The sequence below is a fragment of the Paenibacillus radicibacter genome, from assembly GCF_024721995.1.
In the GTDB taxonomy this organism is placed as follows: domain Bacteria; phylum Bacillota; class Bacilli; order Paenibacillales; family NBRC-103111; genus Paenibacillus_AM; species Paenibacillus_AM radicibacter.
On record NZ_JANQBC010000012.1, the window covers coordinates 161,309 to 182,608 of the forward strand.

General features: G+C 46.2%; 20 protein-coding genes. 11 read left to right on the forward strand and 9 right to left on the reverse strand.

The genetic code is table 11. The features are described from left to right. Positions 1-20: 20 nt before the first annotated feature. Positions 21-1,169, reverse strand: coding sequence for an L-threonylcarbamoyladenylate synthase (locus NV379_RS20850; RefSeq protein ID WP_258209280.1), 1,149 nt, complete (start codon positions 1,167-1,169; stop codon positions 21-23). A 218-nt stretch (positions 1,170-1,387) separates the two neighbouring features. Between NV379_RS20850 and NV379_RS20855 the strand changes: the two genes are divergently transcribed. Further along, a complete protein-coding gene (locus tag NV379_RS20855) occupies positions 1,388-1,711 on the forward strand; it encodes a GNAT family N-acetyltransferase (RefSeq protein WP_258209281.1) in 324 nt (107 codons plus the stop codon). 261 nt (positions 1,712-1,972) lie between these two features. Here the strand turns inward: NV379_RS20855 and spoIIR are convergent, their stop codons facing one another. Further along, positions 1,973-2,776, reverse strand: coding sequence for a stage II sporulation protein R (gene spoIIR / locus NV379_RS20860; RefSeq protein WP_258209282.1), 804 nt, complete (start codon positions 2,774-2,776; stop codon positions 1,973-1,975). A 226-nt stretch (positions 2,777-3,002) separates the two neighbouring features. On the opposite strand from spoIIR, the gene NV379_RS20865 reads away from it, so the two are divergent. The 7 genes from NV379_RS20865 (at position 3,003) to NV379_RS20895 (ending at position 10,952) form a co-directional block, all read left to right on the forward strand. Then, a complete protein-coding gene (locus tag NV379_RS20865; RefSeq protein ID WP_258209283.1) occupies positions 3,003-3,923 on the forward strand; it encodes an ABC transporter ATP-binding protein in 921 nt (306 codons plus the stop codon). Position 3,924: 1 nt separating this feature from the next. Then, complete coding sequence (locus NV379_RS20870; protein ID WP_258209284.1) at positions 3,925-4,662, forward strand: ABC transporter permease; 738 nt, start codon at positions 3,925-3,927, stop codon at positions 4,660-4,662. A 6-nt stretch (positions 4,663-4,668) separates the two neighbouring features. Next, positions 4,669-5,814 carry a sensor histidine kinase gene (locus NV379_RS20875; RefSeq protein ID WP_258209285.1) on the forward strand — a complete coding sequence of 382 codons (1,146 nt, stop codon included), beginning with the start codon at positions 4,669-4,671 and terminating at the stop codon, positions 5,812-5,814. Between the two features lies 1 nt (position 5,815). Next, positions 5,816-6,418, forward strand: a complete 603-nt coding sequence (locus NV379_RS20880; protein WP_258209286.1) for a response regulator transcription factor — start codon at positions 5,816-5,818, stop codon at positions 6,416-6,418. Between the two features lie 164 nt (positions 6,419-6,582). Then, the gene (locus NV379_RS20885; RefSeq protein WP_258209287.1) at positions 6,583-8,028 is read left to right on the forward strand and encodes a DEAD/DEAH box helicase; all 1,446 of its coding nucleotides are present in this window, start codon (positions 6,583-6,585) and stop codon (positions 8,026-8,028) included. A gap of 308 nt (positions 8,029-8,336) precedes the next feature. Further along, positions 8,337-9,566, forward strand: a complete 1,230-nt coding sequence (gene codB, locus NV379_RS20890) for a cytosine permease (RefSeq protein ID WP_258209288.1) — start codon at positions 8,337-8,339, stop codon at positions 9,564-9,566. Between the two features lie 117 nt (positions 9,567-9,683). Continuing rightward, a complete protein-coding gene (locus NV379_RS20895) occupies positions 9,684-10,952 on the forward strand; it encodes a cytosine deaminase (RefSeq protein WP_258209289.1) in 1,269 nt (422 codons plus the stop codon). Between the two features lie 248 nt (positions 10,953-11,200). Here NV379_RS20895 and prmC read toward each other — a convergent pair whose 3' ends face one another. From prmC to NV379_RS20915, 4 genes are all read right to left on the reverse strand, one after another. Continuing rightward, entirely contained in the window at positions 11,201-12,097 is an 897-nt protein-coding gene (prmC, locus tag NV379_RS20900; RefSeq protein WP_258209290.1) for a peptide chain release factor N(5)-glutamine methyltransferase, read from the reverse strand. Between the two features lies 1 nt (position 12,098). Then, positions 12,099-13,172 (reverse strand): peptide chain release factor 1, encoded by a 1,074-nt coding sequence (gene prfA, locus NV379_RS20905; RefSeq protein ID WP_258209291.1) that lies wholly within the window; start codon positions 13,170-13,172, stop codon positions 12,099-12,101. 260 nt (positions 13,173-13,432) lie between these two features. Next, positions 13,433-14,533, reverse strand: coding sequence for a redox-regulated ATPase YchF (gene ychF, locus NV379_RS20910; protein WP_258209292.1), 1,101 nt, complete (start codon positions 14,531-14,533; stop codon positions 13,433-13,435). Between the two features lie 151 nt (positions 14,534-14,684). Then, positions 14,685-15,392, reverse strand: coding sequence for a PilZ domain-containing protein (locus tag NV379_RS20915; protein WP_258209293.1), 708 nt, complete (start codon positions 15,390-15,392; stop codon positions 14,685-14,687). Positions 15,393-15,616: 224 nt separating this feature from the next. On the opposite strand from NV379_RS20915, the gene tadA reads away from it, so the two are divergent. Both tadA and NV379_RS20925 read left to right on the forward strand, forming a co-directional pair. Then, entirely contained in the window at positions 15,617-16,075 is a 459-nt protein-coding gene (gene tadA, locus NV379_RS20920) for a tRNA adenosine(34) deaminase TadA (RefSeq protein ID WP_373426142.1), read from the forward strand. 42 nt (positions 16,076-16,117) lie between these two features. Then, positions 16,118-16,435 carry a hypothetical protein gene (locus NV379_RS20925; RefSeq protein ID WP_258209295.1) on the forward strand — a complete coding sequence of 106 codons (318 nt, stop codon included), beginning with the start codon at positions 16,118-16,120 and terminating at the stop codon, positions 16,433-16,435. Here NV379_RS20925 and NV379_RS20930 read toward each other — a convergent pair. Further along, positions 16,432-17,118 (reverse strand): DNA alkylation repair protein, encoded by a 687-nt coding sequence (locus tag NV379_RS20930; protein WP_258209296.1) that lies wholly within the window; start codon positions 17,116-17,118, stop codon positions 16,432-16,434. The two genes, NV379_RS20925 and NV379_RS20930, sit on opposite strands and share 4 nt — an antisense overlap. Before the next feature lie 178 nt (positions 17,119-17,296). On the opposite strand from NV379_RS20930, the gene NV379_RS20935 reads away from it, so the two are divergent. Then, a complete protein-coding gene (locus tag NV379_RS20935) occupies positions 17,297-17,602 on the forward strand; it encodes a hypothetical protein (protein ID WP_258209297.1) in 306 nt (101 codons plus the stop codon). Positions 17,603-17,665: 63 nt separating this feature from the next. Here the strand turns inward: NV379_RS20935 and NV379_RS20940 are convergent, their stop codons facing one another. Then, entirely contained in the window at positions 17,666-19,309 is a 1,644-nt protein-coding gene (locus tag NV379_RS20940; protein ID WP_258209298.1) for a family 14 glycosylhydrolase, read from the reverse strand. Positions 19,310-19,385: 76 nt separating this feature from the next. Then, positions 19,386-20,711 carry an ABC transporter substrate-binding protein gene (locus tag NV379_RS20945; protein WP_258209299.1) on the reverse strand — a complete coding sequence of 442 codons (1,326 nt, stop codon included), beginning with the start codon at positions 20,709-20,711 and terminating at the stop codon, positions 19,386-19,388. Positions 20,712-21,300: the final 589 nt, after the last annotated feature.

Below are 21,300 nucleotides of genomic sequence, written 5' to 3' on the forward strand. Positions count from 1 at the left end.
TTTCAATGCGCGAACACGGGTTAGTGCCCTTCGTCCGAGTGAATGATGTTGCCGCCTGCGGCTTTGCGCAGGCGGTTCATGATCGCAGCCCCGATGCCATGCTCGGGGCAAGATTCTGCCAAGATGAAGGTCGCTTCATCTTGGTCGAACTGCCGCAGGGCTGCGAACAGCCCCTGCGCGATGGTATGCGGCGCGGCGAGCGTGCCGCAGGCAACGACGACGTCGGCCTCCTCGTAGAGGGCCGACCGTTCGGTGCGGGTGAGCACGCCTGTGCGCTCACCGCGGGATTTCGCGGCGCGCAGCTCGCGCCGGATCGTACTCGCGACGGCGTCCGGATCAGCGCCGTCGACTAAGATCATTCGTCCACGCGGTGCGTAGTGGGCGTACTTCATGCCCGGCGCACGAGGCGCCTCGCCCGCGATTGCAGCAGAGCTTGATGTGTCAGCGGCTATGCCCGGTGACATATCGATCGACTCTGCTGCATCGCCGGAAGGCTCGCCCCCCGCCGGGGCGATGACCGTGACGCCGGGCAGCGCTTCGCGCAGCTGCTCGGCGGTCACGCCGCCAGGACGCAGGATGTGCAAAGCATCCTGCGCCCACTCTACCACCGTCGACTCGAGTCCGACGGTGGCTGACCCTGCCTCGACGATGCCGCCAATGCGGCCGTCGAGATCAGCTAACACGTGCTCGGCACGTGTTGGGCTTGGCTTACCCGAGGAGTTTGCGCTCGGGGCAGCAATGGGTCTGCCCGAGAGGCGAATGAGCTCGCGGGCAACGGTATTGTCGGGGATGCGAATCCCGACAGTGGAAAGCCCCGCTGTGACGAGCGGGGAGATGGTTCCTTGGCGAACGGGAAAAATGATCGTCAGCGGCCCTGGCCAGAACGCTTCCATTAATTGTTCCACGGGACCTTCAACAGGTTTTGTCCACTTCGGCAAATCCTGACGGTCTGCAATATGCACGATAAGCGGGTTGTCGGAAGGTCGTCCTTTGGCCATGAAAATCTGCTTAACGGCATCGGTATTCGTGGCATCCGCCCCAAGTCCGTACACCGTTTCGGTTGGGAAAGCGACGGTTTGTCCTTGTCGAAGCAGCTCTGCTGCGTCACTTAATGCTTCTTGTGAGGCAGCTTCATCTATGTGCCTTGCGATATGCCATTGTTTCGTCAAAACGTCCTCATCCTTTGCTTCTTGAATTCAAGTCTATGGTAAAAGTTTTCATAATTATCTGATTAGGGAATTATTCGGCTTTTCAAGTAATCGTTAGTTGCTATACTAGAAGAGATCACCTACGTGTATCTTCACTTTAAAATGTGCGTCTGATGTGTCAAAATTTTACCGAAAATGGTGCCATCACGCAATCCTACCGCAAAGGAGTCTCAATTACAATGCATTCATCCGTTCAAATTACGACACCTAGACTCACACTAATCGCGATTACCACCGATGTAATCGAAACCTATTCCAAGCAAGGCTACCCGCTTCTTAAACACATTCAGATGTATTTAGATGGACTTCAAGCAGATCCTTCCCTACTTGGGTGGGGTGTATGGTATATCATACGTACCGAAGATGGACAAGTTATTGGGGATACGGGTTTCAAAGGGAAACCTGATGAGAAACGTGCGATTGAAGTTGGTTATGGCATCAGTCCTGACGCTCAAAGACAACGAGCCCTCCATACGTGTGTTGGAGAAGCTCGGTATGCGTAGAACCGGAGAATCCGATTCGATGTTTAATTGGAAATTAGAGAAACCTGCAAACTAAATTGTAGATTGGTTGGGGGTGGAAATCCTTGAATAACTCGGGTGATTCGAGTGACTTCAGCGACTTGGGTGGACTGAGTCACTATGAAGTGACTTTAAGTGACCTTTAAGTGTCTTGAGCTAACTTGAGGTGACTGTAAGTAACCTTTAAGTCACTTTTGGTATCCCGGATATCCTAGGTATCCGTCTTAACCACCGGTTAATCCCTTAACTAAACCAGCTGCTAATCCAATCCCATAAGAAGAACCGATATTGACGCTCGCCTGACTTTTCATTACTTGTGTCGGTTGTAGACGAATCATTTTTTTCTTTCACATCGGAAGCAAGCGAAGCTGTTTTTACCGATTTGTCTACATCCTTACCCGCTTTAATTGATTTCTCTTTGGAATCAGAAGCTGAGCTCATGTTCTTCGTCTGAACACCCTTCGCACTTTTACCCTCATTCGTGCTTGCCACCGCATCGCCTGACACTACATCCACAAAACATAACGGTGGGAACAACACACACCACCAGTTCTGACCTTCCGCTTTACCTAGCGAGATTCGAAGTGCCTCGTAATCTCCTGCTGGGTATACTTGACCTCCGTACATTTTTGCTGGAAAAGGAACTTGTCCAAGTTCCACTTTATATCCATAGCTGTAACCGCGTTTTTGCAGTTCTTTTCCTACCAAATCCTCTATTTCTGTCAAATGAGAATTAATCGTCTCGCGAGCTTGCTCTAATGTCTGCGGACCACCTGCCCACTCTCCGATCTGTGCAATGACGCTATCACGAATATCGCGCTTAACGAGTTGATCCATCGGATCATCCGAATTTGCTAGAATACGCAAGCGAATGGATTCCTGTGGAATCGTTGAAGCCGCAATGGCTGTGTTTCCTTTGTTATTTTCCCAAACGACGATCATGAATATAAGTGCAAAAGCGAGAATCATATAAGTGCGAAAAGTAAAGGATTGGTTCGATGATTTCGTTGGCGCTGATGGCTCAACCGATAAATAAATATGTTTCATCACGTCTTACCCCTCTCAAGTTCCTATGATTGCTAGTATGGGCAAAATAGACGATAGCTAAACTATGAATCTAGTAAAAATTTGAATTGGAATCTATCAAGTGACACTCCTACTATCTGGCACTTCAAAACATGACACTTGTCACCTGCAAGTCATGACACTGTTAACTTATAATGACCCTGTCCACGTTCTACAATGAGAACAGAAACGTTGGAGGTGCAAGGGGATGAATAAACAGGTGGAAATGAATAAAATCGTGGAAGTTCAGCAAGTGACGAAGGTGTATGGAAATAAGCATGCGGTAGATCAAGTATCGTTCACTATAAATAAAGGAACAGTTGTAGCGATTCTAGGGCCGAATGGAGCTGGAAAGACGACAACGCTGTCGATGCTCCTCGGACTTATTGACTCAACATCAGGTTCTGTGAAGCTATTCGGTCAAGATCCGAAAGAGAAGCAGGTGCGTGAACGGGTAGGCGCTATGCTGCAGGAGATTGATGTCGTTGATAATTTAACAGTGCGTGAGATCATTCATCTCGTTCGCAGCTATTACCCGAATCCGATGACGGTAGAGGAGTTAACTCGCCTGACAGGGCTGCGCAAGGAAGATTTAAACCGATATGCCAATAAGCTGTCTGGCGGTCAGAAACGCAGTCTCGGATTTGCACTAGCACTTGCGGGTAATCCAGACTTACTCTTTTTCGATGAACCGACTGTCGGTCTAGATATTCGTGCTCGCCGAGCTTTCTGGGATCAAGTGCAGCAGTTTACGGCGAAGGGAAAGACGATTATTTTTACAACTCATTATTTGCAGGAGGCTGACGATGTGGCGGATCGCGTCATATTGTTCCATCACGGGAGCATTGTAGCAGATGGCAAGCCCGAGGAAATTAAAGCAAAACTAACCAAACAGACTGTTTCCTTCTATATCGAGGATAGCAACAACCATGAACAATTACTGGCGCTGCCGGGGGTCTCGGACGTCTATGTGCAGGAAGGGCGTACATATGTCGTGACAACGGACACGGATGCGACTATTGCAGCGGTTTACAAACAAAACATGCAGGTATCCGGGGTTCAAATTCAGTCAGGCAGCTTGGAAGATGCTTTTGCTCAATTAACGCTTGATCATAAGGAGGTTGTGTAAAATGAATATGTTATTAATGCAGTGTAAAGCTGAAATTCTGCGCGTGCTGCGCAACAAATACTATATATTCTGGTCGCTAGTTATGCCGATCTTGTTCTATTACATCTTTACGAAGGTTGTAAACTCAGGTATGGCAGATAAGCAGTTATGGCAGGCGCATTACTTGATGTCGATGGCTACGTTCAGTGTGATGGGTTCATCGATCATGACACTTGGTATTCGCATGGTTCAAGAAAGGCTAACTGGTTGGTCGCGTTTTATCCGGATTACACCGCTGCCGAACTCGATTTATTTTTTCGCAAAAATGATCAGCCAGACGCTAGTTCACCTACTATCCATTATTGTGATTTTCATTGCGGGTTACCTCATCAACGGTGTCTCTTTATCAGCTGTACAGTGGATCACTAGCGGACTATGGATTCTACTTGCATCTGCACCATTCCTTGCAATTGGAACATTAATTGGCATGATGCGTAAAGTGGAGACAGCTAGTGGCGTAAGCAATATGATCTATATGGCTCTTGCGATTACAGGCGGGATGTGGATGCCGATGGAAGTGCTCCCAAATCTCATGCAGCAGATCGGGCACTGGCTTCCTTCCTATAACTTCGGCAGTGGCGTATGGGATATCATTCGCGGACAAGCGCCTACTTTAAGCAGTGTTCTTATTCTAGCAGGCTACCTGATCGTGTTTATGCTATTATCAAACTATATTAGAAAAAAACAGGAAGCGGTGTAGCATAACATGGCAGCAAGGAGAAAGTTTGAGTTATTTCCAAAGCGATTCGGTGTATTCCCATTGGTCTTTCTACTATATCTAGCATTTCCTCTAACTAGTATGACCGAACAACATGGGGTTAAGATGGTGCTTGGATATGCGATGCTCCTTGTATTTATCGTTTCTTATCGTCAACTCTATTATGCGATTGGCCACAGAATGAAATATGCAATTTGGTTAGGCTTGCAGATGTTCATCGTCTTCATCTTGTCTGTCTTTTATGCAGAAACTTATGTGCTTATGGGATTCTTTGCAGCTAACTTTGTGGGGCAATATCGGAATACGCGACCTTTTCGAATCGCAATGATCACATTTGCAATCGTCTGTATAGCTCCGATCGTAGTTAATTTCCAGAATCTTATAAACAATAAAGGTTCCCTTATGATGGCACCCATGTTCATTGTGATGCTTGTCTCACCGTTTGGAATTCGATCTGCTATGAAATATCAAGATTTAGAGCGAAAGTTAGATCAGGCCAACGAGCAAATTAAGCAGCTCGTTAAGCGGGATGAACGGATGCGAATTGCCCGAGATTTACACGATACACTGGGTCACACCCTCTCTCTGATTACGTTAAAAAGTCAATTGGTTACGAAGTTAATCGACAAAGACCCGAAGCGTGCACAGAACGAAGCAGCTGAAATTGAACGTACTTCCCGCTCCACGTTAAAGCAAGTAAGAGAGCTTGTGTCGGAGATGCGTGCGACGACCGTCGCAGAAGAACTGATCGATGCAGAAGCCATTCTAAGCAGCGCACAAATTAAGCTGATCGTAAAGGGCGAGACTGAGCTGAGGGACGTCCCTGCATTGACGCAAAATATTATGAGTATGTGCCTCCGTGAACTGATCACGAATGTAGTCAAACATAGTGAGGCGACCATCTGTACGATAAAATTAATCCACACCGAAGGAACTATCGGCATAGTGGTACAAGATAACGGCAAGGGGATTTCAACTCAAGTGCTTGAGGGTAATGGACTGGCAGGTATGCGGGAGCGCTTAGCCTTTATTGAAGGAGAGCTGCAACTAGCTCCAAATGCTAGCCACACTGGTACAGTGGTGTCTATTATTATCCCTGTTGTCATCAAAGAACCACTGGAAGGGGTTGTCTAGGATGATTCGAATCATTCTTGCGGAAGATCAGCGTATGCTGCGGGGTGCATTAGGTTCACTTCTTGACTTAGAAGATGATATTGAAGTCATCGGGCAAGCAGATAATGGTGAGGAAGCACTTAAGCTGATCCACGAGCTTAAGCCTGATGTCTGCTTAATGGATATTGAAATGCCGCTTCTGACAGGGCTCGATATTGCTGAGCAACTTCAGATGGCCAAGTCCTCTTGCAAAGTGATCATACTTACCACTTTCGCACGTCCTGGATATTTTGAAAGAGCTGTTAAAGCTGAAGTGCATGGTTATTTGTTAAAAGACGGCTCCAGTGACGATCTCGCACAATCCATCCGTAATGTTATGGCAGGTAAGCGCGAGATGGCACCAGAATTAATATTCGGCGCATTTAAAGAGAAGAATCCTTTGTCTGAACGAGAATGTGAAATCCTAAGGCTTGCTTCATCTGGCAAAACTTCGAATGAAATTGCAGCTAGCTTATTCCTCTCTCACGGCACGGTGCGCAACTACCTCTCTGAAATTATGGGTAAGCTTGAAGTCAAAAGCCGGATCGAAGCGATCAAGCTCGCCGAGGATAAGGGATGGTTGTGAGTGAGGCTTATTGTCAGAAATGACGGTCAGCCTCTTTTTGTTATGCCATAGTCCGATCATTCTCGCGTCCATGGTATCCGTTACATCACGAAATCGTATATGATAGTTGTACGGTGGCAACCTAACCACATATCAAATCATACAAACAAAGACGAGGTTATTTCATGAGCGATCAGCATTTTACAGATTATAAATTAAGTGATGAAATCGTACGGGCATTGGACAGCTTGGGCTATGCGCAGCCGACGGAAGTACAACGAGAAGTGATTCCCGTCGTGCTTGCGCGACATGATCTGGTTGTAAAATCACAGACGGGAAGCGGTAAGACGGCGGCATTCGGTATTCCGATCTGTGAATTAGTCGATTGGGACGAGAATAAACCACAGGCGTTAATCCTCACTCCGACGAGGGAATTGGCTGTTCAAGTCAAAGAGGACATGACGAATATCGGCCGATTCAAGCGGATTAAGGCGGCGGCGATCTATGGCCGCGATTCTTTTGCCAGACAAACAATGGAACTCAAGCAAAAATGTCACGTTGTTGTCGGAACGCCTGGACGTGTACTCGATCATCTAGGCAGAGGTACGATTCCGCTGGAGCGTGTGGAGTACTTGGTTATTGATGAAGCCGACGAAATGCTAAATATGGGCTTTATCGAGCAGGTTAAATCCATCATTAACGAATTGCCAATGGATCGCGTAACCCTGTTATTCTCGGCAACTTTACCAGAAGAAGTCGAGATGCTGTCCCGCAAGTTTATGGATCATCCGAAACAGGTGGAGATTCAAGCAACGGGCATCACGACCGATCGAATCGAACATGCGCTGTATGAAGTGAGAGATTCCGGCAAATTCGCTTTGCTCGAAAATGTGACGATTGTCGAGAATCCGGACAGCTGTATTATTTTCTGCCGTACGCAAGAGCATGTGAATCAGGTGTTCGATCAATTGCGGGAGCTGGACTATCCTTGCGATAAGATCCATGGCGGCATGGAGCAAGAAGAACGATTCGCTGTGATGAACGATTATCGCAAAGGGCTGTTCCGTTATCTTGTTGCGACAGATGTGGCGGCACGCGGTATTGATATCGATAATATTACGCATGTGATTAACTATGATCTTCCGATGGACAAAGAAAGCTACGTTCACCGTACAGGAAGAACAGGTCGTGCTGGTAAAACCGGCAAAGCGATCTCATTTGTCACCCCGAATGATGGTCGATACCTACGTGAAATTCAAGATTATATTGGATTTGAGATTACGAGTCTAACCCCACCGACAAATGATGAGGTGGCAGGTAGTCAGGACGATTTTGCAAGGAAAATGAATAAGAAACCTGACCTTAAAGTAGACAAGAGTGAGCAGTTGAACAAAGAGATCGTGAAACTCTATTTCAACGGAGGTAAGAAAAAGAAGCTAAGAGCTGTTGACTTCGTAGGTACAATCGCTCGCATTGAAGGCGTAACCGCGGAGGATATCGGGATCATTGCGATCCAAGATAACGTGACCTATGTGGATATTCTAAACGGCAAAGGCCAGCATGTGCTCCAAGTAATGAAGAACACGACGATCAAGGGCAAACTGCTGAAGGTGTACGTGGCGAATAAGTAATTAAGCATTGTTGGCAGGTAATTACCATTGACAGGTTGATCTATATTTTGCATAATAAAATCGTTTATAAAACTTGGTACCTTTAATTCAGTCCCGTGAGGCTGGCAAGGACAGCGGAATTTTATGACGACACGTGGGTGACGTGTGTGTGTTTGCATGCGCATAGACCCTTTCGTTTGTCATAAACAGGAGGCTTACTGTCAGAAACGGCGGTAAGCCTCTTTTTGTTATGCCATAGGCATATCATTCTCGAGTTCATGGTATCAGTTACATCACGCATACACTAACATGATGGGGGATTATATGTTATGGAAAAAGTAGATTTAGAGTTCTCGTTACAACCGGTACCACAGTCACATCGAAATGGTTTTTGGAAAATACTTGCGGTGATGCTCGGCTTTACATTCTTCTCCGCAAGCATGTGGTCTGGTGGGGCACTCGGCAATGGATTAACCTTCAGTCAATTTATCTGGATCGTATTAACGGGTAACCTCATTCTTGGGGTATATACAGGCGCACTTGCATATATCGCTGCGAAGACGGGATTGTCCACGCACTTGCTTACTAAATACGCATTCGGGATTAAAGGTTCTTATCTATCTTCCTTATTGCTTGGTACGACACAAGTTGGTTGGTTCGGTGTTGGGGTAGCAATGTTCGCAGTACCGGTTCAGAAAGTAACAGGCATGAACGTATATGCACTCATTGCAATCTCTGGTGTTCTGATGACGATCACTGCAATCTACGGTATTAAAGCACTAGCCATTCTAGGCATTGTTGCCGTGCCTTCCATCGCAATCTTAGGGAGCTACTCTGTAATTGAAGCAACAGGAACGGCTGGCGGTATTCAAGGATTGATGGCTTATGAGCCGGCACAAGCAATCGGAATTTCAGCAGCACTTACGATTTGTATCGGGTCGTTCATTAGCGGTGGTACACTAACTCCTGACTTTGCACGTTTTGCAAAAACGACAAAATCAGCGGTTACATCCACAGTCATCGCCTTCTTCTTAGGTAACTCTTTAATGTTCTTATTCGGCGCAGTCGGTGCGATTGTATACGGAAAAGCGGACATCTCCGATGTGATGTTCTTGCAAGGTCTGATTCTACCTGCGATTGTTGTACTCGGATTAAACATTTGGACGACAAATGAAAATGCACTTTATGCATCCAGTCTTGGATTTGCAAATATTACGAAGTTCTCTAAGAACAAAATTGTTATCTTCAACGGATTGGTAGGTACGGTTGCTGCAATGTGGCTTTACAACAACTTTGTTGGATTCCTAACGGTTCTAGGTACTGCACTACCATCCATTGGTGCAATCTTGCTTGCTGATTACTTTATCCTAAACCGCGGTAACTACAAGAAATTTGAAGATATGAAATTCAAGCAAGTGAACTGGGTTGCCCTTCTTGCATGGGCTGGTGGTGTTATCCTAGCGAACTTGTTGCCAGGTATTCCTCCAATTAACGGCTTAATCGGAACAGCTGTTATCTATGTAATCGTGATGAAATGCATGCCAAAGCGTGAAGAATAGGTTTTATAGTATGATAGGTACGTAGCGTACATGTATGGCTTCCAGCTCAGTCTTTATTATGGAGATTGAGTAGGGAGCTGTTCGAGCATTAGGACAACTAGAAGGGAGTTTTCAAATATGATCATTACAAACGCAACACTTCGAGGACAACAAGGCCTTTGGAATATTATCGTACAAGATGGCAAGTTTGAGAAAGTAACACAATCCCCTGTAGATACTCACAATCATGAGGTTATCGATGCAGCGGGCGCGCTTGTATTGCCACCATTTATCGAGCCGCATATTCATTTGGATACAACACTTACAGCAGGTGAGCCGGAGTGGAATAAGAGCGGTACGTTATTCGAGGGTATTCAGCGTTGGTCCCAGCGCAAACAAACGTTAACTGCAGACGATGTGAAGACAAGAGCGAAGACGGCGCTGAAATGGCAGATCGCTCAAGGGATTCAGCACGTGCGTACCCATGTTGACGTAACAGACCCTGAACTAATCGCACTTAAAGCTCTTCTAGAAGTGAAGGAAGAGATGGCATCCCATGTGGACCTTCAACTCGTGGCATTCCCACAAGAAGGCATCTTATCTTTCCCGAACGGAACGGAACTATTAGAAGAAGCTGTGAAGATGGGGGCTGATGTCGTCGGCGGTATCCCGCACTTTGAATTCACACGTGAGTATGGCGTTGACTCCATGCGAATTGCATTTGATCTTGCTGAAAAATATGACCGTCTCGTCGATATCCACTGTGATGAAATTGATGACGAACAGTCTCGATTCCTTGAAGTTGTAGCGAAGGAAGCTTATGAGCGTGGTCTTGGTGCCCGCACAACAGCAAGTCACACAACAGCAATGGGATCTTACAATGATGCATACACGTACAAGCTGTTCCGTCTATTAAAAATGGCTGACCTCAACTTCGTATCCAATCCACTCGTAAACATCCACCTGCAAGGTCGCTTCGACACATATCCGAAGCGTAGAGGATTAACACGCGTGAAGGAGTTGCAGCAAGCAGGACTCAACGTCTGCTTCGGTCATGATGACATCTTCGATCCTTGGTATCCGCTAGGTACAGGAAATATGCTGCAAGTGTTGCACATGGGTATCCACGCTTCGCAGTTGATGGGTTATGATGAGATCGTAAACTCCATTGACCTCATTACGAAGAACAGCGCAAGAACGTTGCAGATCGAGGACAAGTACGGCATTGAAGCAGGCAAGCCTGCGAACTTCATCGTGCTTCATGCAGAGAACGAGTACGAAGCGATTCGTAAGCAAGCATCCGTACGTTATTCCTACCGTAATGGCAAGCTGATTGCCGAGACGAAGCCGAGTGAGACAACGATTACGCTTGGTGCGGAGAGCGAGAAGGTTAATTTTAATAAATAGAGATTTGTAGCTGCCGATAAATATCGGCAGCTTTTTTTATAGATTTTCTGCAAGTGATTAGACCGCGTATTTGGTTTTAGTTACACATCAATTTAGTTACACATCACGCCCGTCCAGTCTAACAGAAAGAGGAGATTACACTAAAGCGTGCGATCTCCTCTTATTCGTCGTACACAACGTGCGACTAATTCTATGCTACATTCGTACTCTATTCATTGCGTATAGGAATATTTGAGTTAAGGCGATGCCTAGATTTGAACGCCAATCACATGGCGGTCGATGCCCGCGAGGTCCTTCACGAAGTGGACCTCGTAGTTGCCGCAGGCGCGAAGCAGCGCGGCAACGTCCTCTGCCTGCCCCATGCCAACCTCGAAGCCGACAAGCGTCGGCATCTTCGGCAGCTCGGGCAGCTGCTCACACAGGCGGCGGTAGGGCTCAAGCCCATCTTCGCCGCCGACAAGTGCTAAGTGCGGCTCGAACAGCCGCACCTCGGGCTGCAGCGAGGGAATCTCCCTCGCTGGGATGTACGGTGGATTGCTGACTAGCACATCCACCGCTATGCGCCCCTCGATGAAGGGGCGCAACAGATCACCCTCGAAGAAGGTGATCTGCTCGTGAACGCCGCAACGTGCGGCGTTCTTCCTAGCGATCTCGAGCGCCTGCGGCGAGAGATCGCTAGCGTATACGCGCCACGCCGGGCAGTGGCGCGCGATTGTGACCGGGATCGCGCCGCTCCCGGTCCCGACATCGGCAAGGGTGAGCTCCGCCCCTTGCCCGAAGAGCCTCACTGCCTCGTGCATCATATGTTCCACGAGGAGTTCAGTTTCCGGGCGCGGAATCAGCACGCCCGGGCCGACCCCCAGCGTAATGCCGTAGAAGTCAGTTTCGCCAATAATGTATTGAACCGGCTCACCTTCGGCTTTCCGCTGAATACCCTCGCGCCACGAAGTGGCGCGAGCCGCGGGAAATTTCTCCGACCACATGAACAGCATTTCACTTCGGCTAACACCGAGTACATGCTGAAGCAACAGTTCACAAACAATACGTGCGTCCTGCACCTCGCACGCCTCTAAAAAAGAAGAAGCCTCAACATAGGCTTCTCTCACTGTTCCATTTACCGCTTCTCCTAAGAATTGCGGTTTCATCTTACATTTGATCTCCCTTATCGAGTAGATCCGATTGTGCAGCAATCGTCAGTGCATTCACGATTTCTCCCATATCTCCGTTAAGTACCGTATCTAACTTATGCAGTGTAAGCCCGATGCGGTGGTCCGTTACACGGCTTTGCGGGAAGTTGTACGTACGAATACGCTCGCTTCGGTCACCTGTGCCGACTTTACTCTTACGCTCAGCAGCACTCTTCGCCATTTCTTCTTGTTGGAACTTATCGAAGATACGGGAACGAAGTACTTGTAGCGCTTTTGCTTTATTATCATTCTGCGATTTACCATCTTGGCAAGTTGCAATTACGCCCGTTGGAACGTGCGTTACACGGACCGCGGATTTCGTTGTATTAACGGACTGGCCGCCTGCTCCGGAGGAACAGAACGTATCGACACGAATGTCGTTGTCCTTGATCTCAATATCGAATTCTTCTGCTTCTGGCATCACGACAACGGTGGACGTAGACGTATGAATACGACCGCCTGATTCCGTTACTGGAATACGTTGTACACGGTGTGCACCACTCTCATACTTCATCTTGGAGAACGCGCCTTTACCTGTGATCATGAAGATAATCTCTTTAAATCCGCCCAAGTCATTCAGTGACACATCTAGTACTTCTGTACGCCAGTTTTGCGTATCTGCAAAACGTGTGTACATTTTGTATAGATCAGCTGCGAATAGCGCTGCCTCGTCTCCGCCTGCCGCACCGCGAATCTCCACGATTACGTTCTTGTCGTCATTCGGATCTTTCGGAAGCATGAGGACGTGAAGACGCTCTTCAAGCTCTTCCTTGCGTTCGCCTAGTTCTTCAAGCTCCATCTTCACAAGCTCACGCATTTCATCGTCAAGCTTCTCATTCTGCATGACTTTTGCAGACTCATAGCCTTCATAGACTGTTTTATATTCCATGTACGTATCGTACGTTTCTTGCAAACCCGACTGCTCTTTGGAGTAGTCGCGCAGCTTCTTGGAATCACTTGTTACATCTGGATCACACAGCAGCTCGCTTAGTTTGTCATAACGGTCTGCTACGGATTGTAAACGGTCCAACATTCGGATTTCCCCCCTTGTATATTTCCTTGTTTGTACAATTTATGCCGTTTTAAACGTAGTTACTAATTCGCCGTGGTGCAGTGTATTCAAAAAGTTAGGACACTGCGAATAAAAGAAGCACTTCCGGTCGCTGTCTCAATCGTGAAATTAGAATTTATTTTATGGTATTTTCACGATTTCAAAGGCGAACGCTTACGCTCCTCCAGTTGCTTCTTTTATTCTTCGTTTAACTTTGTAAATACACTTATGATATAGAATCACTATACGTTAAAACGGAAGTGCATTACATCGCCGTCACGAACGACGTATTCTTTACCTTCAAGACGAACTTGACCGCGCTCTTTAGCACCATTCATGGAGCCTGCTGCGATTAGATCGTCGTACGCTACAACCTCAGCACGAATGAAGCCGCGCTCGAAGTCTGTATGAATAACGCCAGCTGCTTGCGGCGCTTTTGTACCTTTACGAATTGTCCACGCACGTACTTCTTGCACACCTGCTGTGAAGTATGTGTATAGACCAAGCAATTTGTAAGCGGCTTTGATCAAGCGGTTAAGACCGGACTCTTCAAGGCCAAGTTCCTCTAGGAACATCACTTTTTCTTCGTCATCAAGTTCAGCGATTTCCGCTTCTACTTTCGCAGAGATTGGAACAACTTCCGCTCCCTCTTCTGCTGCGAATGCACGAACTTTTTGCACGTATTCGTTATCTTCTGCTGTCGCTACTTCGCTCTCTGCTACGTTAGCCGCATATAATACTGGCTTCATTGTAAGCAAGTGCATGTCGCGAATAACGATTTTCTCATCATCGCTCAGTTCCACACTACGCGCAGGCTGATCGTTATATAGCGCTTCTTTAACGCGCTCAAGAACTTCTACTTCGGTAGCATACTGCTTGTTGCCACCTTTCATATTTTTACGGGAACGGTCGATACGTTTTTCAACAGAATCTAAGTCCGCCAAGATCAATTCTAAGTTAATCGTTTCGATATCACCGATCGGATCGATTTTGCCCGATACATGCGTAATATTCTCATCCACAAAACAACGCACAACATGCACAATCGCATCCACTTCACGGATGTTCGCTAGGAACTTATTGCCTAGACCTTCGCCTTTGCTTGCGCCTTTTACAAGACCTGCAATATCAACGAATTCGAATGCAGTTGGAACGATGCTCTTTGGTACTACAATCTCAACCAGCTTCTGCATTCTCTCATCCGGCACTTCTACTACCCCTACGTTCGGATCGATCGTACAGAAAGGATAGTTAGCCGATTCGGCACCCGCTTGCGTGATCGCGTTAAATAAAGTCGATTTGCCGACGTTCGGTAAGCCGACGATTCCTGCTTTTAAAGCCATGGGTAAGACACTCCTTAAACGTTCGTATTAATAGACCAACCTATATTATATAACAGCATACCCCGCGATACAACGAATTACCGTCTAATTCCAGATAAATTTCAATGATTTCCGCTAATCATTTGAAAAAACACCTTCAAATGCATCACCATTAAGCATCCTGTCCCTTTTTCCAGTCAAAATATGTACGTACCTGTGCACGCATGATGAACGAGCGCAGCGAGATTAATTCCTCTGCAATCGGCGGTTTCACAAACTTCGCACCATAGAATACACCAGCAGATTCTTCAACTTTACGAACGATCTCTGCTTCCATTTTTAATTCAAACCCGAATTCCATCTCCATCTCAACAAGATATCCCGATTGCATATTCAGCTCGCCAGCACGAATAATAAATCCCACGCCGCCAAGTGAAAGATTGGTTATTGTTAGCGGGACAGGTGTCACCGTTTCGAATTGATGCGATTGAAGTGGATTTGCCACGCTCTGAATAAATCCCAACTGATTCACATCGACCCTTGGGTGCTCCCTCTGATCGAAGAATCGACGTTTTATATCAGGTGGATTAATAACAACAACCGAACCCGAATCTCTTGCAATGACTCTACTTTCAAAATGATGAATCCCACTCGTTGAATAAATCGTGAGCTTTAGTGACTCGCCAAGCTTGAATATTTCCCATTCTGAAATCTCAACTTCAATAATATCTCCCTCTGCATATCGCAAGACCCCTGTGGATACAAAATTACTTATCTCCACCACCGTAACCGCATTTACAAATGCTTGAGCTGCACCCAGTCCCTTACCAAAAGTAGGGGGCATAGGGCTCGGTCGGTCTCCTTCAGCTTGCATGTTCATAAATTCCCACCTTTACTAGGTATAATGATTGCATAGACGTGCCTTGCTAGTTCCCATGAAATTACTTACAATCTATAATTACGAATCCTTATATCTACTGAAAAAAAGGACTTATCCACATTTAGGTGTGTTTATCCACAGACTTATACACAAAATGTTAACAAGAATAGATGTTCGAACGGGTTATCCACCTGTTAATAAAAGAAACGAGGAGGTTGTCCCCTGTGGAAAACCATATCCGCTTCATGAACGAGGCCATCCGCGAAGCAAAACTTGCCGAAGAACTCCGTGAAGTTCCAATTGGCGCAGTGATTGTACACGAGGATAAAATTATCGGTCGTGGGCATAATTTACGAGAAACGACGCATGACCCGACAGCTCATGCTGAAATTATTGCGATTCGTCAAGCTAGCGAACACCTTGATGCTTGGCGGTTGCTCGATTGCACGTTGTATGTTACCTTGGAGCCTTGTCCAATGTGCGCGGGAGCAATTGTTCAGTCGCGTATTCCTACTGTTGTCTATGGAACAACGGATCCGAAAGCAGGCTGCGCAGGGACGCTAATGAATCTTCTACAAGAAGATCGATTTAATCATCGTGTCGAGGTGATTTCGAATATCATGCAGCCAGAGTGCGCTGGTCTTCTGACCAACTTTTTTCGAGCACTGCGGCGTAAGGTTTAAGATGTAAGTGAAGCTTAGCTACTAAAAAGGAGAACAGCATCCTTGTCCACTTCTCAGCGCGTATGGAACAGTATTCACATCATTATTGAACTATGTATATTGCTCGGATATGTCATTGGACTTATCCCGTTTGGCTACCTATGGTCGTCTGGTTGGGTTGTTCCATTTACAATCATTAGCGCAGTCTTAGCTTTCCTGTTAGGCAATGGTACAATTCTAACTGCACTGATCAATGTATCCCTGTCTTTCTTGGGCTTTATTCCGGGGCTAGGTTACTTTCCTCGTATCATCGGCTGCGTAATCTCCATTCTTAACATCATCATAATCAGTAATCAGCGAAACACTCGTTACTATCGCTAGCTTATCGGCGAGGTGCGCGCAAGCCACCTAAGGGCTTCGCGACGACTGAGCGGCGCGAGGGTTTCCTTTTGGACAAAAGCAATAACTTGTTCTGGGGCTGTCTTGGAATATTCTCTAAGCGCCCAACCGATACTTTTCTGAATGAAAAATTCTTTCGAAGACGCACATGTTTGAATGTAGCGGAACAGCCGCTCTTCATCCGTGTGCGTTTTGTATTTGAGCTGATACAAGAGCGCCGTTCGCGCAAGCCACATGTTAGATGAATGGATCCACTGATCGGGATATGCTGGCAGCAGTTCGGGATGCTTCCTTAGAATGGACCCCACTGCATTAGAAGCAAGCAGATCGACGGTATCCCACCACGATTTCGTCGTGATTAATTCTACTAATAGATCTAGGTGCTGAGGTTGAAGCTTTTTCTGATATTTGCCGATCAAAAAGATTGCTACATACGCATACTCACGTTCTGGCAGCTGCCACAGCTCACGTGCAATTAGCGACAACTCCTCAAGTGCTGGCAGTCCATGTTCTGCGATAAATTGCTTCGTTAACTCATCGCGCACAGGTGTCCGGATCCCGAGAAAAGGGAACAAGTCTTTCATATAACGCGACATTGGCTCCGCTTGTTCAGCATCTCTATGCTGCTCAAGTACATCTCGAATCGCTTGTGTATAGGCATGCATGACCATTCACTCGCTTTCTACCTTTTTTCTCAAAATACCCTTATCTATTAGTATCGACCTGATTTGCAAATATATTAACAGTGTCGAAGCAGGAATAAGTATAACTTTCCACGAACCTTTTTCAATAGTTGTAACGTATGAATAGAACAGGTCATTATAAAAAAAGGAGCGATATACTTTGTCCGAATCTAAACGTATCTGGAGTCGTATCCATATGGTTGTGGAAATACTGATTCTAATCGGGTTTGCCTTAAGTATGATTCCATTCGTCTATGTATGGTCAGCCAATTGGGTTATACCTCTCGTGTTTGTAAGTGCCATCCTCTCATTTATACTCAGTAATGGAACGATTCTAACTACGATTATCAACATCGCCATGGCATTCTTGGGGTTCATTCCGTTACTCGGTTATGTACCGCGAATTATCGGCATTATTATTTCGATCATTAATTTATCAATTATTGGCAAGCGCTCTTCGCGCTAAACCATGTAAAAACGCGCCGAACATTAAGTTCGACGCGTTTTTTTACTACTAAAAGCCTCTCTTCTACCAATTTACAACATACTCGCCGCCAGTACTCGGTACCGTCCAAGTCTTATTCGCTCCAGACTGCCAAGTCACGCTGCCCGAACTGTTTTTCTTCAATGCTTTAAATTCATAATATCGATTGCTACCCAAGTAGACGGTTCCTACCCAGTCTCCACCACTATATGTGAGCTTCGGTGCGTAGACACTTGTCGTCCACTTGCCTAGTTCCCAGCGTGACCCTGTGATATACACTTCTTCACCTGACGCTGTATTTGCCCCTTTGACGCGGAACGTAACAGGGACAGGTTTCATTGCAATCGCATCACTAAAGTTAGAAAGTTCTGCCGTTCCTGTGCCATCGCTATTTACGATATTGGCCATACGAAGCAGTGTAAAGCTGCTAAAGTTGTAGTTAAATAGCGCTTGCGCAAGATTCTGATACTTCTGCCCATCATTTACGATTGGCAGTGCATTCTCACCTGTTAAAGTAATACCTTTGTTATTTGCCATCGTGGCGATGTTGATAACAAGCGATTGTGGAGCAGAATATTCAGGCGAAGAATTCGCCTTTGAATCATCCATCTCTAGACAAGTAAATGTTAGATTCACATTCGATGTCTTGAACTGATCCAAAATCGTTGAATAGTTATAGTAACCTACACCATATTCAGCTGCATGTGGCATGGATGGATTGTTCATCTGCCAGTGAATACCGGCAATTTTGGCAGCAATCGGGACAGGTTTAACCCCATCTCCACGGTCATACATAAACGCTGAATCAAATCGATTATGCGCCTTCGTTGCAATTGCAGACAGATGCTTGGTAAGCACAGACTGATACCAATTCAGAAAGTCCTTACCATAGTTCGTATTTCGACCAGTGATGAAAAATTGATCGCCATCACTTGGTGGATTTATCGCAGTAAATGCACTTAAATTCGTTCCCCAAGCGCTGTTCACAGCAGCAATCGTGCCGTATTTCGTTTGCATGGCATTACGGAAATCGGTCTTCGCTGTCTCTGTATAAGCTTGCAGCTTGCCACGGCTTGGATAGGACCAACCATCCGCAACTTGGTAGCTTGGATAACGCAATTCCCCAGCTGGACCACCACTTAAATTAATCTCATAGATAATATCTTTGTAACTGCTGAAATTAGCAGCGAAAGACGCATACAACTCATCATACTGCGTTGCCGTCCCTGACCACCATGGCGACAATGTTTCACCGTTCATATAACCAGTCTCACTCTTAAATTTCAGTTGATCGGCTGTACCCTTGCCCCAAATCCAAGACGGTAGTGGCACATTGCAATCATCTCCTACATTCCCTCCACATTGATGAGTCGATAGAATCGGAATCCACTTCAGTCCTGCTGCACGAACTTGATTCGCATAGGTGATGTAGTACGACCAGTCGAATACTTGATCACCAGCTGCTTCCACGTCCCCCCACCACACATCCGTCGTAATCCCTGCAACTCCGTTATCCTTCAGTGTCTTCAGCTGTTTACCGAATGCAGTCCAGTCTGTAATGTGAGTGAGCGGAGCCATCACGAACGCTTTGTACGTGTTATTAATCGTTGCAGAAGCTGGTTGTGTGACCGAGAAGATGAGGACAAGTGATAATAGGAACATAAGTCCTCTTTGGAACCATTTACGCATCATTCATACTCCCTTTCATTATGGAAAATAAAAGCCCCGATTGCATTACATCGGGGCTGGTCCTCTTAGGCTGAAATTATTTTTTGTACATTTTATCAAGAGTTTTCTGGAAGTCTTCTAGCATTTGATCCTTGTTCTTCTTACCGCCAATATAAGCTTGCATTGTGGAACCGAACTCTTGAACAGCACCGTCAGGAAGCTTAAACCAGTTCCAAGAACGAACGTTGCCTGCTTGGCTATACTTCTGAATATCTGCTGCAAGATCGCCTAGTTGCTTCGCATCAGCTGTAATGTTCTTGAATGCTGGGATGAACTTGAATTCGTCTACGATATACTTCTTACCGATGTCGGAAGATACAAGCCAGTTCAGAAACTCCTTAGCTTCAGGCTTAATCTTGGAGTTTTTGTTGATTACCCAGTTATTCGGTACGCCGACGAACAATTTATCTTGGTCTGCTTCATCGTTGATTGGCATTGGGATAAAACCAATCTTCAGGTTCGGATCGATCTTGGAAATTTGGACTTGTGTCCAGTTTCCTTGTTGCGTCATAGCCGCTTTACCACTTGCAAACATCGTTATTTCGGTGTTGTAGTCCGTTGTTAACATATTCTTGTTGCCGTATTTAATCGTAAGATCAAACATCTTCGCCCATTGATCGAATGTGGAATTGCCCGGAATTCTATCTGAGCCTGCCTTCAGGCCTGCAATAAACTTATCTGGGTCCTTCTGGTTAGCGAATGCTACATTCAAGTTATGAATACCGAGAATCCATGATTCTTGATATCCGTTCGCAAATGGTGTAATGCCTGCTGCTTGTAACTTCTTAGCTACATCTTCAAGCTGAGTCAACGTCTTCGGAAGCTCTGTGATGCCTGCCTTCGCATACAAATCTTTGTTGTAGATAAAGCCGTAACCTTCCAAGTTCATTGGTTGACCGTAGATTTTACCGTCCTTTGTCATTGGCTCTTTTGCAATGTCATTCACGTTTGCAACCCATGGTTGGTCGGACAAGTCTTCTAATTTATCTTTCCACAGTTCTAGATCACTGAATCCGCCATTGTTGAAAATATCCGGTGCATCGTCAGATGCAAACTTTGCTTTCAGTGCAGCGCCATAGTCAGCTCCGCCACCTACCGTCTCAATTTGCAGGGTAACGTTCGGATTCGCTTTCTCATACTCTGCTTTTAATTTGTTCAGTTGATCCGCAATCTCCACTTTGAATTGGAACATCTTGAGCGTTACTTTCTTAATATCTTTAGGCGCCTCAGTCGCAGCAGCACTTGGCTTCGGTGTATCTGCGCCTGTTGTTGCAGCTGGTTTATCATCTGATTTACTGCCGCAACCTGCTAATAGCGAAGATCCTAGTGCTAACGTTAATCCCATGATCGCTAACTTTTTCATTCGTCATCCCCCAGTTTTTTATAAAGATGATTATTGTTTCATGCCTTCATCATAAAGGTTAACTTCAATGCGTTACACGTACGATATTGAACAAAAAGGTGGAACTTATTGACGTGGGTTCGGGCGGGGAGCGTCACTATTTGCTTCGGGATGGTGCTTGGGCGGAGGTGGCTGCGGGACTGGGGAATGGCTTACGATCGCTATGCTTCCGGATTCCTTGATTAGACTAAGATGTTGTTGGAATCCTACGGCATTAAGGCGACCACTAACGTTTCTCCACCCATTCCCCGTCCCTACGCCCCCTCCTCCGCACCATCCCTACGCCGTTAACTTCCCCCGCCCTCTCCACTTAGCAGGGAGAGGGCGGATTTCCGTTCTGGGTTGAATAACCCTCCTCAGAACGGAAATGTCTCAAATCGAGTGCCTCATCTCCTACAGGATGAGGCACCGATCCCGCGCCGACTAGGCGCTGCTAGCATCACTTGCAAAGCAACGCTGATGATCTTTCTCGCTCATAGAACTTGATGCTGAACAGACATTAATAACGCTAGCCTATAGATGGGGTGGACAGTAGTAGCCTCATCTATAG

What these genes read in the sequence shown, in the direction of transcription:
- NV379_RS20875 (WP_258209285.1), top strand. Translation starts at nt 4,669, where the DNA reads ATGGCAGCAAGGAGAAAGTTTGAGTTATTTCCAAAGCGATTCGGTGTA.
- NV379_RS20880 (WP_258209286.1), top strand. Translation starts at nt 5,816, where the DNA reads ATGATTCGAATCATTCTTGCGGAAGATCAGCGTATGCTGCGGGGTGCA.
- spoIIR (WP_258209282.1), bottom strand. Translation starts at nt 2,776, where the DNA reads ATGAAACATATTTATTTATCGGTTGAGCCATCAGCGCCAACGAAATCA.
- NV379_RS20940 (WP_258209298.1), bottom strand. Translation starts at nt 19,309, where the DNA reads ATGCGTAAATGGTTCCAAAGAGGACTTATGTTCCTATTATCACTTGTC.
- prfA (WP_258209291.1), bottom strand. Translation starts at nt 13,172, where the DNA reads ATGTTGGACCGTTTACAATCCGTAGCAGACCGTTATGACAAACTAAGC.
- ychF (WP_258209292.1), bottom strand. Translation starts at nt 14,533, where the DNA reads ATGGCTTTAAAAGCAGGAATCGTCGGCTTACCGAACGTCGGCAAATCG.
- NV379_RS20855 (WP_258209281.1), top strand. Translation starts at nt 1,388, where the DNA reads ATGCATTCATCCGTTCAAATTACGACACCTAGACTCACACTAATCGCG.
- NV379_RS20865 (WP_258209283.1), top strand. Translation starts at nt 3,003, where the DNA reads ATGAATAAACAGGTGGAAATGAATAAAATCGTGGAAGTTCAGCAAGTG.
- codB (WP_258209288.1), top strand. Translation starts at nt 8,337, where the DNA reads ATGGAAAAAGTAGATTTAGAGTTCTCGTTACAACCGGTACCACAGTCA.
- NV379_RS20870 (WP_258209284.1), top strand. Translation starts at nt 3,925, where the DNA reads ATGAATATGTTATTAATGCAGTGTAAAGCTGAAATTCTGCGCGTGCTG.
- NV379_RS20895 (WP_258209289.1), top strand. Translation starts at nt 9,684, where the DNA reads ATGATCATTACAAACGCAACACTTCGAGGACAACAAGGCCTTTGGAAT.
- NV379_RS20915 (WP_258209293.1), bottom strand. Translation starts at nt 15,392, where the DNA reads ATGAACATGCAAGCTGAAGGAGACCGACCGAGCCCTATGCCCCCTACT.
- NV379_RS20945 (WP_258209299.1), bottom strand. Translation starts at nt 20,711, where the DNA reads ATGAAAAAGTTAGCGATCATGGGATTAACGTTAGCACTAGGATCTTCG.
- NV379_RS20885 (WP_258209287.1), top strand. Translation starts at nt 6,583, where the DNA reads ATGAGCGATCAGCATTTTACAGATTATAAATTAAGTGATGAAATCGTA.
- prmC (WP_258209290.1), bottom strand. Translation starts at nt 12,097, where the DNA reads ATGAAACCGCAATTCTTAGGAGAAGCGGTAAATGGAACAGTGAGAGAA.
- NV379_RS20930 (WP_258209296.1), bottom strand. Translation starts at nt 17,118, where the DNA reads ATGCATGCCTATACACAAGCGATTCGAGATGTACTTGAGCAGCATAGA.